Origin of the sequence: Streptosporangium sp. NPDC048047, assembly GCF_040653115.1 — a bacterium.
Taxonomy (GTDB): Bacteria; Actinomycetota; Actinomycetes; order Streptosporangiales; family Streptosporangiaceae; genus Streptosporangium.
This window is the reverse complement of the sequence record NZ_JBEZNH010000029.1, coordinates 15,921-30,233: the sequence shown is the minus strand read 5'-3', so window position 1 is coordinate 30,233 and position 14,313 is coordinate 15,921. Positions and strand designations below refer to the sequence as shown.

Here is a 14,313-nt window from a genome sequence, read left to right as displayed (position 1 = left end):
CGGTGCTGACATCACCTCGGCTGCGACCCACGTCCGAGACCGAGACCCTCTGGTTGACCGGTGGGCACGTCGTGGACGTCCGATCGGGGCGGATCCGCAGGAACGCCAACGTGCTCATCGCGGCCGGCCGGATCGAGAAGATCACGACGGACGCCCCGCCCCCGGGAGCGCGAACCGTCGAGCTGGGCGGCAGGTACCTGATGCCCGGCCTGATCTCGGTGCACACCCACCTGTCGGTGCTCTACCCCTTCTCCGCCACCGACGAGTCGGAGAACGCCGGGCTGACCGCGCTGCGCGCGCTGTCCCGGGCACAGGACGCCCTCGTCGCGGGGGTCACCACGATCCGCTGCGTACACGAGCAGAACCGCGCCGACCTGCTGGTGCGCACCGCCGCGGACCAGGGCTGGGTGGCCGCGCCGCGGATCGTCGGAGCGGGCCGGGCCATCTCCACCACCGGCGGCCATGGCAAGGGCGCCGACTGCTCCTACGCCGACGGGCACGACGGCTTCCTGTGCGCGGCCAGGCAGGAGCTGGACGCGGGCGCCGACCTGATCAAGATCTTCATCACCGGTGGCATCGCCCACCAGGACGAGTCGTTCACCGGCGCGCAGATGACCGCCGAGGAGATGCGGGCCGTGGTCCGCGCCGCCGAGGAGCACGGCAGTTACGTGACCGCGCACGCCGGCGCCGGCTCGGCGATCCGCGAGGCGCTCGCCGCCGGAGTCCGCGGCTACGAGCACGCCTACGAGCTGGACGACGACACGGCCAAGCTGATGGCGGACCGGCGGGTGTTCCTCACCCCGACCCTGTGCGTCACCCGCTGCCCCGACTGGATGGCCGAGCACGACTTCACGCCCTGGCAGATCGAGCGGGCGGTGGAGGTCGGCCCCGGCCATCTGGCGAGCATCCGCCGGGCGGTCGCGGCCGGCATCGCCGACCCGGACGACCCCGGCGCGCCCGGCATCACCATGCTCGCCGGCACCGACTACCCGCCGGGCGAGCCCATCGAGGACACCGTCGTGGCGGTCCGCGAGATGGAGTTCCTCACCGACGCGGGCCTCAGCCCCCTCCAGGCGGTGCGGGCCGGCACGTCCGAGGCCGCGCGCCTGGTCGGGCTGGCCGGTCAGGCCGGCGCCGTCGAGGAAGGCCACCTCGCCGACCTGATCGTCACCGAGCGCGATCCGCTGAGCGACGTCTCCGCGCTGCGCCGCATCCCCTTCGTCATGCAGGCCGGCCGGATCGTCCGTGACGATCTGCCGGTCGCCCCCGCCCCGCAGCAGGTCCCTGGAGGCGCCCTGTGAACTCCCCCGACGCTCCGGCCGGCCGTACCCGCTTCGCCGTGGACATCGGCGGCACGTTCGTCGACGCGATCGCCTACGACGAGGAGACCGGACGGATCCGGCTGCACAAGGCCTCGACCACCCCCGGCGCCCCCGAGCGGGGCGTCCTGGAGGCGGTGGGCGGTCTCGCCACCCGGCTGGACGAAGTGGAGGCGTTCGTCCACGGCACCACGCTCGGCCTGAACGCGATCCTGCAGCGCCGCGGCGCCGACCTCGGCATCATCACCAATGACGGCTTCAGGGACCTGCTGGAAATCGCCCGCGCCAACGTCCCCGGCCAGCACATGTACGACTTCTCCTACGCCCCGCCCCCGCCGCTGGTGCCGCGCCGCCAGCGGATCGGCGTGCCCTGCCGGATCGACGCGCAGGGCGACGTGGTGCGGGACCTGGACGAGGACGCCGTGCGCGAGGCCGGCCGGATCCTGGTCGAGGAGCAGGGGCTGGACTCACTGGCCATCTGCTTCCTGCACTCCTACGCCAACCCCGAGCACGAACAGCGGGCCGCGCGCATCCTGCGCGGGCTCTACCCGGACGTGTCGATCTCGGTCTCCACCGACATCACCCGCGAGTACCGCGAGTACGAGCGGACCAGCACCGTCACTCTGGACGCCTACATCCGGCCGGTGCTGAGCGACTACATCGGCACCCTGGAGGCCAGGCTGACCGAGGCGGGACTCACCCACCCGCTGCACATCATGCGCTCGGGCGGCGGGGCGATGACCGCGGAACTGGCCCGCCGCGCCCCGCTGATGACCGTGCTGTCCGGTCCCGCGGGAGGAGTGGTGGGCGCCTCCTTCCTGGCGCGCGAGCAGCGACTGCCCAAGCTGATCTCCTTCGACGTCGGCGGCACCAGCGTGGACTGCTGCGTCATCGAGGACGGCGAGCCGGGCGAGGCGCACGAGGCGGGCATCGACGGCTTCCCACTGCTCATTCCGATCTTCGACATCCGCACCGTGGGGGCGGGCGGAGGCTCGATCGCCTGGATCGACGAGGGTCTGCTCAAGGTCGGTCCGCACAGCGCGGGCGCCGTGCCGGGACCGGTGGCCTACGGCGCGGGCGGCACCGAGCCGACCGTCACCGACGCCGCGCTGGTGCTCGGCTATCTGGACCCCGCCGCGTTCCTGGGCGGCGACATGACCATCGACGCGGAGGCGGCCCGCGCCGCGATCGAGACCAAGCTGGCCGTTCCCCTCGGGGTGAGCGTGAACCAGGCCGCCGCGAGCGTCTTCCGGGTACTGCTGGCCCGGATGGTCGGCGCGCTGCGTGAGATCACCGTGGAGCGGGCGCTGGATCCGCGCGAGTTCGCGCTGCTGGCCATCGGCGGCGCGGGACCGCTGCTCGGCCCGATGCTCGCCAGGGAGATGGGCATCGCCACCACGATCGTCCCGCAGGTGCCCGCCGCGTTCTCCGCCTTCGGCATGCTGATGTCCGACCTGGAGTACGAGTTCGCCGCCACCGTGCTGCGCTCCCTCAGCGACGAGAGCCTGGCCGACCTGGAGAGCGAGTTCGCCACCCTGGAGGCACAGGGCGACGAGGTGCTGTCCACGCAGGGCATCAAGTCGGAAGACCGCACCCTGATCCGCAGACTGGACCTCCGCTACCACGGCCAGGAGCACAGCCTCGGCATCGACCTGCGGCCCGGCGACACCGCCGCGAGCGTCCTGGCTCGTTTCAACGCCCAGCACGAGGCGCGCTACGGCCACGCGATGGCCGATACCGGGCAGATCCTCACCCTGCGCGTACGGGCGGTGGGGCGGCTGGCCAAGCCGGCCCTGCGCGAACTGGCGCCCGCCGGGCCCGGCGGCCCCGAGGCGGTCGGCGAGCGCCCCGCCTTCGACGTCGCCACCGGCGAGACCGCCGTGTTCGCGGTCTACGACCGGACCACCCTGGCGCCCGGCCACGAGGTGAGCGGCCCGGCGATCGTCGACGAGGGCACCTCGACGACGGTGATCTTCGGTGATCAGCGGCTCACCGTCGACACCTACGGACAACTGCTGGTGACCGGTACCGGAGGGACCCTGTGAACACCCCTGAGCGTCTGGACGGCGCGACCGTCGAGGTGATCCGCAACTACCTGGTCTCGGTGGGCGAGCAGATGCGCCGCACCCTGGTGCGGGCGGCCTTCAACCCGGTGATCTACGAGGTGCTCGACTTCGGCATCTCGATCTACAACGCCGACCTGGACCTGACCGCCGAGGCCGCGGGTATCACCTCGTTCCTCGGGGCCAACGACCACGCCATCGTCAAGGGCGTGGAGTACGTCGGCCGGGAGAACTTCGCCCCCGGCGACGTCTACCTGCTGAACTACCCGTACTGGAGCGGCGCGCACTCCTACGACGCGATGCTCTTCGCACCGGTCTTCCGCGACGGGCACGAGGGCCCCGCGGCCTACCTCGCGGTGCGCGCGCACTGGATGGACCTCGGCGCCAAGGCCCCGGGCTATGTCCTGGACTCCACCGACATGCACCAGGAAGGTCTCATCTTCCCCGGCACCAAGATCGTGAGCCGTGGGGAGGTGGTCCGCGACATCGTCGAGCTCATCCGGTTCAACTCCCGGCTGCCCGACCTGACCATCGGCGACTTCCACGCCCAGCTCGCCGCCCTGCGCACCGGCGAGAACCGGCTGGCGCAGGTCTGGGAGAAGTTCGGTGGCGAGACCGTCGACCAGGCCGTCAGGCAGATCATCGAGCATGGCGAGCGGGTCGCCCGCAAGGCCCTGGCCGCCCTGCCCAACGGCACCTGGACGGCCTTCGACTACTGCGACGACGACGGCATCACCGAGGACCTGATCCGGATGGAGGTCAAGGTCACCATCGACGGCGACCGGATGGAGGTCGACTTCAACGGCTCCGACGGCGCGGTGGCCGGCCCGGTCAACCTGCCGATCGGCGCCACCGAGAGCCTGGGCAAGGCCATCTTCAAGGAGCTGACCACGCCCAGGGAGCCCTCCAACTCCGGGCACTACCGGGCCCTGGAGGTCAAGGCCGATCCCGGCAACTTCTTCCACGCCGTCTATCCGGCCGCGACCTTCACCCAGTGGAGCGGCATCGTCGCGTTCGAACTGATCCACAAGGCGCTGTCCCAGGTGATGGACTCGATCCCGGCCTCCTCCGGTGGTGACGAGCCGGGATTCATGGCGCTCGGCCACGACCCGCGCACCGGCACGGACTTTGTGATCAGCAACAACGAGGGCATCGGCTGGGGTGCGCGCAAGGACCGCGACGGCGCGAACGCCCAGCAGCACCCCTCCCAGAGCGTCGTGAGAAACACCCCCGTCGAGGTGCTGGAGCACAAGTCCACCGTGTTCCACGAGCGGTTGGAGCTGATCCCCGACTCCGGCGGGGCCGGCCGGTTCCGCGGCGGCGTCGGCGTGCTCAGGCAGGTCCGCTACCTCGCCGACGGCGAGGTGCTGTCGATGAAGAAGAAGAGCAAGACCCGGCCCTGGGCGCTGCACGGCGGCCAGGAACCCGAGCCCAGCGAGATGGTGCTGTGGCCGGACACCGACCGGGCCAAGCGGGTCGGCATGTACCGGGCCGCGATGAAGGCCGGCGACCGGTTCGTGAACCGGACCGCCGGAGGCGGCGGCTACGGCGACCCTCTCGACCGCGACCCGGCCACGGTGGTGGCCGACGTGCTCAACGGCTATGTCAGCGCCGAGGCCGCGGAGCAGTCCTATGGCGTGATCGTGGACGGCGACGGCTGGCGGCCCACGCCGGCCAGGGCCGCCCGGCTCAAGAGCGAAGGATAGACGAAAGTGCACCGACCCCCCGCCACCCCGGTGGCACGTGGCCGAAAGCGGACGGCGGGTCTGACCTCCGTCCTGCTCGTCGGCGCGCTGGTCCTCGCGGCCTGCGGTCAGAGCGGCTCGGGCGCCTCCGGCGGCTCCGATGTCCGCAAGCAGACACTGATCATCGCGGAGAACGAGCCGCCGGCCACCTTCGACCCGGTACAGGCCGACAACTCGACCGTCGACGAGGTGTCCATCCCTACCTACGACACCCTGGTCGAATACAGGGAGGACGGCGCGATCGCCCCCGCCGTCGCCACCGAGTGGACGTTCTCCAAGGACGGCAAGACCCTCGACCTGACGCTCCGCGACGACGTGACCTTCCACGACGGCACCAAGCTGACCGCCACCGACGTGAAGTACACGATGGACCGGATCGCCGAGCTGAAGATGGGCGTCGCGTCGCTGCTGACCGCCTACGACTCCGCCGAGGTCGTCGACGACACCCATCTGACGATCAAGCTGAAGCAGTCCTACGCGCCGTTCCTGGGCGCACTGTCGCGGGTCTACCTGCTCAACTCCAAGCTCGTCCAGGCCAACGCCGGCTCCGACGCCGGCCGCCAGTGGCTGGCGGCCAACGACGCGGGGTCCGGACCGTACAAGCTGGTCGGGTACACCCCCAACCAGGAGGCCAAGTTCACCCGGCACGACGGCTACTGGGGCGGCTTCACCAAGCAGGCCAAGGACGTGGTGATCCGCTACCTGCCGCAGGCGGCGACCCAGAAGACCGCGCTGAGCAACGGTGACGTGGACATCGCGATGGACATCGACCCCAACGACTGGGCCGGTCTCGAAAGCAACGGCTACGTGGTGGACAAGGCCGACACCAACGTGCAGCTGTACGTCTTCTTCAAGATGAAGGACTCACCGGCGGCCGACAAGGCGCTGCGCGAGGCCATCACCTACGCCTACGACTACGACCAGCACCAGTCGGCCATCCTCAAGGGCGCGGGCAAGAAGGCCATCGGAGTGCTGCCGAGCACCATGCCCTGCGCCGACCCCACGGTCGCGCAGGCGGGCCACGACCCGGAGAAGGCGAAAAGCATCCTGGCCACCGCCGGCCTGCGGAACGTCACGCTGACGATGAGCTACCTCAAGGCCACCGCCGAGATGGAGCAGGCGGCCACGCTGCTCCAGTCCGAGCTCGCCAAGATCGGAGTGAAGGTCGAGCTGTCAGCGGTCACCTACCCGCAGTACGTCGAGATGCTCAAGAGCAACGACACCACGCCCGACCTCGGCATGATCTACGGCTTCCCGCCCTATCCGGACCCGGACTCCGTGCTGTACCTGCAGTTCGACTCGAAGTTCATCAACAACGGGCAGAACAGCGGCGGCTATGACAATCCGAAGGTCGACAAGCTGGTCGAGGACGCTCAGAAGCTGACGGACCTGGAAGCCCGCTGCGCTCTCTACAAGGAGGCCCAGCAGACCATCGCGGCCGATCACCCCTCGATCAACATGTCCAACCCGCAGTACGTGACGGTTCACCGCAAGGGACTCACCGGCTACGCCTACGACCCCGCGCACCACCAGACCGTGGACGTCTACCGGGTGCAGGCCGGCTGACCCTCCGGGCTGGGCGCGGACCTCCGCGCCGAGCCCGCCCATCATCGGAGATCACCACTGAGGGGAGGTACCCTATGGCTCGTTTCCTGATACGGCGGCTCGTGACCAGCGTCGTCGTTCTGGCCGGCCTGGCCGTCGTCACCTTTCTGATGACCCAGGTACTGCCCGGCGACCCTGCCAGGACCGCCGCGGGGCGTAACGCGACCGCCGAACAGGTGGCACAGGTACGGATCGAGCTCGGCCTCGACCAGCCTCTGTGGCAGCAGTTCACAGGCTATCTGGGCCGGCTGCTCCACGGCGACCTGGGCATCTCGGTGTTCACCCAGCGGCCGGTGCTCGACGACATCGCGGCCATACTGCCCTCCTCGGTAGAACTCGTCCTCGCCGCGATGCTGATCAACATCGCGGTGGCGGTACCGCTGGGCGTGTACGCCGCCTACCGCCGGGGCGGACCGGCCGACACCGGGGCCCGGCTCATCGCCCTGCTGGGCGCGGCGGTCCCGGTCTTCTGGCTGGGCCTCATGCTTCAGCTCGTCTTCGCCTCGGAACTCAAGCTGCTGCCGCTGACCGGTCAGCTGGCCTTCGGCCAGGACGTGCCGAGGATCACCGGGATGACCTCGCTGGACGCGCTGCTCGGCGGGAACCCGGCCGCCTTCGGCGACGCCCTGTGGCACCTGCTGCTTCCCGCTCTCACACTGGCCGCCTCGTTCGTCGCGGTGGTGGCCCGCACGGTGCGCTCGTCAATGATCACCACGTTGGACTCCGACTACATCACGCTGGCCCGGGCGACCGGCGCCTCGGAGTTCCGCGTGGTGGTACGGCACGGCCTGCGCAATGCCATGGTCCCGGCAAGCACGATTCTCGGCATGCAACTCGGCTGGATGCTCGGCTCCACGGTCCTGGTGGAATCCATCTTCGGCAGGACCGGCATCGGCGCCCAGGCGGTCGCCGCCGTCCTGCAGAACGACCTCTACACCGTGATCGGCACGGTTCTCGTGATCGGAGTGGTCTTCGTCATGACGAATATCGTCGTGGACCTGGTTCAGCTCTGGCTCAACCCACGGCTGCGCAGGACGAAGCGCCGTACGGGTGAGCCGGCCGCACCCGCTCTCGCGGAGATGAACGCATGAGCGCCGGCGCCACCGCGGTCATCGGAACGCGCCGCCGCGGTCTGCCCCGCGTCCCGGTCGTCGAACGCGTCGCGGTGGTGGTGGCCGTGGCGATGGTGATCCTCGCCGTCATCGGGCCGCTGATCGCACCGCAGGACCCCTACGCGGTCGACCTGTCCAAGGCTCTGCTGCCCCCGTCGGGCGACCACTGGTTCGGCACCGACGCCAACGGCCGTGACATCCTCAGCCGGGTGCTGTCCGGCGCGCGGATCACCCTGCCCGCCACGATGATCGTGATCATCGCCGCGGCACTGATGGGGACCGTGGTCGGCACCGTCGCGGCCCTCGGCGGGAAGGTCGTCGACGAGGTGCTGATGCGGATCACCGACATCGGCCTCTCGCTCCCGTCGATCATCCTGGCCCTCGGCCTGGCCGCCGCGCTCGGTTCCGGCCTGCGGTCCGCGGTGATCGCCCTCGCCCTCACCTGGTGGCCCGGCTACGCGCGGCTGGTGCGCACGCTGGTCCGCGACGTCAAGGACGCCGAGTACGTCGACGCGGCCAGGACGCTCGGCGTCTCCAGAACCCGCCTCGTCTTCCGGCACATCCTGCCCAACGCGCTGAACACCCTGTACGTGCAGACCACGCTGGACGTCGCCGCGGTGATGCTGGTCATCTCCGGCCTGTCCTTCGTCGGCGTCGGGGCGCAGGTGCCGTCCGCCGAATGGGGGGCGATGATCGCCGCGGCGGCCAACAACCTCACCAACGGCTGGTGGGCGGTGGCCTTCCCCGGCCTCGCCATCATGCTGACCGCGATCTCCTTCAACCTGCTGGGCGACTGGTTGCGGGTGCGCAACGACCCGACGATCCGCGAGGGGGCCGGCCGATGACGGACACACCGCTGCTCGCCGTACGAGAACTGCGGGCGAGCTTTCCCGGGCCCGAGGGGCCGGTCGAGGTCGTACACGGCGTCGACCTGGAGCTGGCCCGCGGCGAGAAGGTCGCGCTGGTCGGCGAGTCCGGCTCCGGCAAGTCGGTCACCGCGCGAGCCGTGCTGCGGCTGGACACCGATGCCACGCTGACCGGGCGGATCGAACTGGAAGGCACCGACCTGCTGACGCTGCCGCCGCGCCGGATGCGCGAGATCCGGGGTTCGGGGGTCGGCCTGGTCTTCCAGGACCCGCTGGCCTCGCTCAACCCGGTGATGACGATCGGCTGGCAGATCACCCAGCCGCTGATCATCCGCGGGGTGCCCAAGAAGGTCGCCAGGCGGCGCGGCGTCGAACTGCTCTCCCGGCTGGGAGTGCGTGACGCCGAGCAGCGCTTCGACGACTACCCTCACCAGTTCTCCGGCGGGATGCGGCAGCGGGTGGTGATCGCCATCGCGATCATCGCGGAACCCGCGTTGCTCATCGCCGACGAGCCGACCACCGCGCTCGACGTGCGGGTCCAGGCACAGGTGCTGCAGCTGCTGCACGAACTGGCCGACGAGCGGGGCATGGCGGTCCTGCTGATCACCCACGATCTGGGCATCGTGGCCGGGTTCGCCGAACGGGTCGTGGTGATGCGCCACGGACTGGCGGTGGAGAGCGGCCCGATCGAGGAGATCTACGCCCGGCCCCGGCACCCCTACACCAGGGCACTGCTCGCGGCCGTGCCCCGGGTCGGGGGCGACCTGTCCAGGCCGCTGGCCACCATCGGCTCCGCCGTGGAGACGGTCGAGGAGGAAACGGTGAGCCCGTCATGAGCGAGCCCCTGCTGCGGGTGCGGAACCTGGTCAAGACCTTCGAGGGCAGGCGGGTACTGGACGACGTCTCCTTCGACATGATGCCGGGCGAGGTGCTCGGCCTGGTCGGGGAGTCGGGCTCCGGCAAGTCCACCACGGCGCGGTGCGTGGCGCGGCTGACCGAGCCCGACTCCGGCCGGGTGGAGCTCGGCGGGCGTGATGTGCTGGCGGCCCGGCGTGGGGAGCTGCGCTCCCTTCGCCGTGAGATGCAGATGGTGTTCCAGGACCCGTACTCGTCGCTGAACCCCCGGATGACCGTGGCTGAACTGCTTGAGGAGCCGCTCACCGTACACGGTCTCGAACCGGACCGGCGCCGGCGCCGGGAACGCGCGGCGGCCCTGCTGGAGACGGTGAGCATGTCCGCCGATCACCTGGACCGCTACCCCAGGTCGTTCTCGGGCGGGCAGCGCCAGCGCATCGCCATCGCCAGGGCCCTGGCGGTCGAGCCCCGGCTGCTCATCTGCGACGAGCCGATCTCCTCCCTGGACGTCTCGGTCCAGGCCCAGGTGCTCAATCTGCTACGGGACCTGAGACTGCGGCTGAACCTGTCGATCCTGTTCATCGCGCACGATCTGGCGGTCGTCTACTACCTGTGCGACCGGATCGCGGTCCTGGAGCAGGGACGGCTCGCCGAGATCGGCACCCGGGATCAGGTGTACGGGGAGCCGGAGCACCCCTACACCCGGTCGCTGCTGGCGGCCGTCCCGATCCCCGACCCCGCCGCCGAACGTGCCCGCCGCGCGGCCGAACCCCGATACTGAAGGAGACCCCGTGGAGAATCTGCGGATGTTCGTCAACGGCCAGGCGATGTCGGGCGGCAGCCTGAACACCGCGCTGAGCGGCGCGGTGTTCGTCGGCCCCGTCGAGACCGCCCCGCGCTACCGGTTCTACTCGGTACGCGACGAGTTCCCAGGCCTGTACCCGGTGGCCTCCGGTGGGCACGTCGTACCCGGTGAGCTGTACGAGGTCAGCTACCGGATCCTGCGCGAGCACCTGCTGCCGAACGAGCCGGAGGAGCTGGAGCTGAGCGTGATCGAACTCTCCGACGGCAGCGGGTCGCTGTCCATGCGGATGCGCGACGGGTCACTGACCCTGCCGGGGGTCACCGACATCAGTACGGCCGGCGGCTGGCGCGCCTACCTCGCGTCCGGCCGGACGCAGGACCTGATCTGATGAGGGACGCCGAACTGGTGGTGCGGGGTGGCACGGTGGTCGAGGCGGGCTGGTCCGCCCCGGCCGACGTGTTCGTGGCAGGCGGCGTCGTCGTCGCCCTGGCCGAACCGGGCGCGCCCGCGCCGGGCGGCGCCACCGAGGTCGACGCGACCGGGCGGCTGGTCATGCCGGGCGGGGTGGATCCGCACTGCCATGTCGGCTTCACCTCCGGCGACTTCACCTCGCTCGACGACTACACCGAGTGCACGACGGCCGCGGTGTTCGGCGGCACCACCACGATCGTGGACTTCGCCATCCCACGGCCCGGCGAGGCACCCGCCGACGCGGCCTACGCCCAGCGGGCCGAGGCCGCTCGGGGACTGTGCGACAGCGCCCTGCACGCCTGCGTCGTGGAGTGGGACGAGACCGTACCCGACCAACTCGGCGCGCTGGTCGCGGACGGCATGCCGACGGTGAAGATGTTCACCACCTACCGCGGCGAGACCATGGCGGGCGAGGACACCATTCTGCGGACCATGCGGACGCTGCGCGACCTGGGCGGCATGGTGGTGATCCACTGCGAGGCCGACCACCTCATCGAGGACGCCCAGGAGCGGTGCGCGGCGAGTGGCAGGCTCGGCGCCGAGCACATGGCCGCGACCCGCCCCGAGCAGGCCGAGACCGCCTCGGTGGCCGAGGTGCTGGCCATCGCCGAGTCGCTGTCGGCGCCGGTCTACTTCGTGCACCAGTCCACCGCCGAGGCGGTCGAGCTGGTGGCGGCGGCCAGGCGGCGGGGCGTGCCGGCGTTCACCGAATCGGTCGCCCACCACCTGGTGCTGGACGACGGCAACTATGCCGGACCCGCCCCGGAGCGGTTCGTCTGTTGCCCGCCGCTCCGCTCCCGCCAGGCCGTCGACGCGCTGGGACGCCACCTGTTCACGGGGGAGATCACCACGATCGGCAGCGACCACTGCTGTTACGACGTGGCGCAGAAGGAGTCGCGGCGCACCGACGTGCGGGCCATGCCCAACGGCCTGCCCGGGGTGGAGACCCGGTTGCCGGTGGTCTTCTCCGAGTACGTCGTCGGGGCCGGGCTGCCCGCCACCCGGTTCGTCGAGCTGACCGCCGCCAATCCGGCCAGGACCAACGGCCTGTACCCCCGCAAGGGGACGCTGATGCCGGGCGCGGACGCCGACATCGCGATCTGGGATCCGGCCGCCCGGTGGCGGGTGAGCGCCGATGACCTGCACATGGCGACGGACTACACGCCGTACGACGGCATGTCCCTGACCGGCAGGCCGCGGACCGTTCTGGTCGGCGGCCGGGTGGTGGTCCACGACGGCGTCCTGGTCGACCCCGTTCCCCGCGGCCGGCACCTGCCCGCCGGGCCGATCTCGCTCACACCGGCGCTGGGACGCTGAGCGGAGACGGGCCCTCGGCGACTTCGCCGTGCCGGCGAACAGGACCACTGACGAACGCCCGCCCACGAGCCGAACAGGGGCCCGGCACCCCCGCTTCGGACACCTCGTGGGCACGCTCCCATACCCCAAGAGAGCGCTTTCTTTTATTCTTGACCAATGGAGCTAGCGGAGATCCGCACCTACCCCCTCAAGTCCGCCAAAGGCATCTCCCGCTCATCCGCCCGGGTCCTTCCCTGGGGCCTGGAGGGCGACCGCCGCTGGGGCGTGGTGGACCCGCTGGGAGAGCTGATCTGGGTGGGTGAACACCCACGGCTCCTCTCGGTTTCGGCCGTCGAGACCCCCGAAGGCGGCCTCCACCTGTCGGCGGAGGGCCCGGGTGAGATCAAGGTTCCCCCCGCCACCGGTGACACGATCCCGCTGGACTGCTCCACCCTCGATCGGGCCGTGCTCGCCCACGCCGACGCCCACGAGTGGTTCACCCGCCTGCTCGGCAGGCCCGCCCGTCTCGTCTGGCTGGACGATCCTGGACGCCGGACCATCACCGAGAAACAGGGCGGCCTCTGGGACGGCCCCCTCCATCTCGTCTCCAGGAGCTCGCTCCGGCTCCTGGACGACTGGATCACCGAAGGCGCCGCGGAACGCCAGGAGCAGCCCCCCTGCCCCCTCGACATCGCCCGCTTCCGGCCCAACGTCGTCATCGACGGCGAGGAACCCTTCGCGGAGGACGCCTGGGCGTCGGTCCGCATCGGGGAGATCGACTTCCGTGTCTCGGTGGCGTGCGACCGCTGCGCCACCACCATCTGGGACCCGGCGACCCAGGAGCGCGGCAAGGAACCCCTGAGAACCCTGGCCAAGCATCGGCGCTGGGACGGGAACACCTGGTTCGGCATCCGCCTGGTGCCCAGGAACCTCGGCGATCTGAGAGTCGGCGACGAGGTCCGGCCGGGCTAGGTCCCGGGTCCGGATCCAGGGCGATCAGCCCCATCTCGGGGCAGGTCAGCGGAACCCCCGCCTCATCGAGGCGACGACCCCGCCGGCCGTGATGAGACGAATCGGATCTCCAGCGGCGGAAGGCCGGCCGTTGACCGTACCATACCGTATGGTACGGTCGGGTGATCCCGATTCGAGGAGAGACATGTCCGCATTGCCCGACCCCGTCTGGCCGGTGATCCTCCTGGCGCTCATCCAGGCCGGGGACGCCGTCATGTGCATCAAACCCGCCCCGTTCATCGCCCGGTGCCTTGAGGACGTGAACTGGCCTCGGCGTCACTGGTGGATGCTGCCGCCGCTGAAGTTCGCCGCGGCCGCCGGCCTGATCCTCGGCATCCGGCTGCCGTATCTCGGCGCCGTCACCTGCGCCGCCCTCGTGCTCTACTTCGTCGTCGCCATCGCGATGCACGTCGCGGCCCGGGACTTCGGCCGCAACCTCTTCCTCAACGCCGTCGGCATGCTGCTGATCTGCGTCGCCGTCGGCGTCTACGGCTTCCTCGCATGACGCTCGCGAGCGCCCCGACGAGCGCGGACCGTTCCATACCCTGTGGTACGTTCGCCCGATGAGCACGGCACGGGCCCGGTGGCTGGACGAGGGCCTGAAGGTCCTCGCGGAGGAAGGCGCGGCAGGGATCCGGATCGACCGGATCGCCGCCCGGCTCAACCTGTCGAAAGGGTCGTTCCACCATCACTTCGACGGCGCCGACGGGTACAAGAAAGCGCTTCTCGCCCACTTCGAGCGTCTTTCGATTGAAGCGCTGGAGAACGCCATCTCCGAGGTGGGCGAATCGGCCGGTCCCCGAGCCGTCCTCACGCGACTGACGAATCTCGTCGGCTCCGACGGCGCAGGGCTCTACCGGCCCGAGGTCGAGACCGCACTGCGGGCGTGGGCGACCTGGGACGCGGACGTGCGGGCCGTGCAGACCCGCCTCGACGAGGCACGACTGGCCGCGCTGCAGCGGGTGTGGCGACCGGCCGCCGCCGATGACGAGGAAGCCCGGACCGCGGCCCTCCTGCCCTACCTCCTCGCCGTCGGCGCCACCCTCGTCTTTCCTCCCGTCGGCCCCGACCGGCTTCGCGATCTCTACGAGCTCCTCCTGCCCCTCGTTCCGGACGACTCCAGCGAGACGGCCTCCGCGTAAGCCGCCCACCACGCCCCACACCG

The 14,313-nt window shown here is 70.5% G+C and carries 13 protein-coding genes; all 13 read left to right on the top strand.

Annotated features, from left to right (window positions below; translation table 11 throughout):
- Positions 1-2 precede the first annotated feature (2 nt).
- The 13 genes from AB0D67_RS23505 to AB0D67_RS23445 all read left to right on the top strand — a co-directional run bounded on the left by AB0D67_RS23505 (position 3) and on the right by AB0D67_RS23445 (position 14,290).
- The gene (locus AB0D67_RS23505) at positions 3-1,301 is read left to right on the top strand and encodes an amidohydrolase family protein (RefSeq protein ID WP_362939478.1); all 1,299 of its coding nucleotides are present in this window, start codon (positions 3-5) and stop codon (positions 1,299-1,301) included.
- Positions 1,298-3,364: a hydantoinase/oxoprolinase family protein gene (locus AB0D67_RS23500; RefSeq protein WP_362939475.1), complete on the top strand. Its 2,067-nt coding sequence runs from the start codon at positions 1,298-1,300 to the stop codon at positions 3,362-3,364. The genes AB0D67_RS23505 and AB0D67_RS23500 overlap by 4 nt, the downstream gene beginning before the upstream one ends.
- Positions 3,361-5,088 (top strand): hydantoinase B/oxoprolinase family protein, encoded by a 1,728-nt coding sequence (locus tag AB0D67_RS23495; protein WP_362939472.1) that lies wholly within the window; start codon positions 3,361-3,363, stop codon positions 5,086-5,088. Before AB0D67_RS23500 ends, AB0D67_RS23495 begins: the two co-directional genes overlap by 4 nt.
- A gap of 6 nt (positions 5,089-5,094) precedes the next feature.
- On the top strand, positions 5,095-6,693 hold the full coding sequence (locus AB0D67_RS23490; protein WP_362939468.1) for an ABC transporter substrate-binding protein: 1,599 nt from the start codon (positions 5,095-5,097) through the stop codon (positions 6,691-6,693).
- A gap of 74 nt (positions 6,694-6,767) precedes the next feature.
- A complete protein-coding gene (locus AB0D67_RS23485) occupies positions 6,768-7,823 on the top strand; it encodes an ABC transporter permease (protein WP_362939465.1) in 1,056 nt (351 codons plus the stop codon).
- Entirely contained in the window at positions 7,820-8,689 is an 870-nt protein-coding gene (locus AB0D67_RS23480) for an ABC transporter permease (RefSeq protein ID WP_362939463.1), read from the top strand. The genes AB0D67_RS23485 and AB0D67_RS23480 overlap by 4 nt, the downstream gene beginning before the upstream one ends.
- A complete protein-coding gene (locus AB0D67_RS23475) occupies positions 8,686-9,546 on the top strand; it encodes an ABC transporter ATP-binding protein (RefSeq protein ID WP_362939460.1) in 861 nt (286 codons plus the stop codon). Before AB0D67_RS23480 ends, AB0D67_RS23475 begins: the two co-directional genes overlap by 4 nt.
- Positions 9,543-10,346, top strand: a complete 804-nt coding sequence (locus AB0D67_RS23470) for an ATP-binding cassette domain-containing protein (protein WP_362939457.1) — start codon at positions 9,543-9,545, stop codon at positions 10,344-10,346. Before AB0D67_RS23475 ends, AB0D67_RS23470 begins: the two co-directional genes overlap by 4 nt.
- Before the next feature lie 10 nt (positions 10,347-10,356).
- Positions 10,357-10,758 (top strand): gamma-glutamylcyclotransferase, encoded by a 402-nt coding sequence (locus AB0D67_RS23465; protein WP_362939454.1) that lies wholly within the window; start codon positions 10,357-10,359, stop codon positions 10,756-10,758.
- Positions 10,758-12,158 carry a dihydropyrimidinase gene (gene hydA, locus AB0D67_RS23460; protein WP_362939451.1) on the top strand — a complete coding sequence of 467 codons (1,401 nt, stop codon included), beginning with the start codon at positions 10,758-10,760 and terminating at the stop codon, positions 12,156-12,158. The genes AB0D67_RS23465 and hydA overlap by 1 nt, the downstream gene beginning before the upstream one ends.
- A gap of 156 nt (positions 12,159-12,314) precedes the next feature.
- On the top strand, positions 12,315-13,109 hold the full coding sequence (locus tag AB0D67_RS23455) for an MOSC domain-containing protein (protein WP_362939448.1): 795 nt from the start codon (positions 12,315-12,317) through the stop codon (positions 13,107-13,109).
- Between the two features lie 184 nt (positions 13,110-13,293).
- Complete coding sequence (locus AB0D67_RS23450) at positions 13,294-13,653, top strand: DoxX family protein (RefSeq protein ID WP_362939445.1); 360 nt, start codon at positions 13,294-13,296, stop codon at positions 13,651-13,653.
- A 58-nt stretch (positions 13,654-13,711) separates the two neighbouring features.
- Positions 13,712-14,290 (top strand): TetR/AcrR family transcriptional regulator, encoded by a 579-nt coding sequence (locus AB0D67_RS23445; RefSeq protein ID WP_362939442.1) that lies wholly within the window; start codon positions 13,712-13,714, stop codon positions 14,288-14,290.
- Positions 14,291-14,313: the final 23 nt, after the last annotated feature.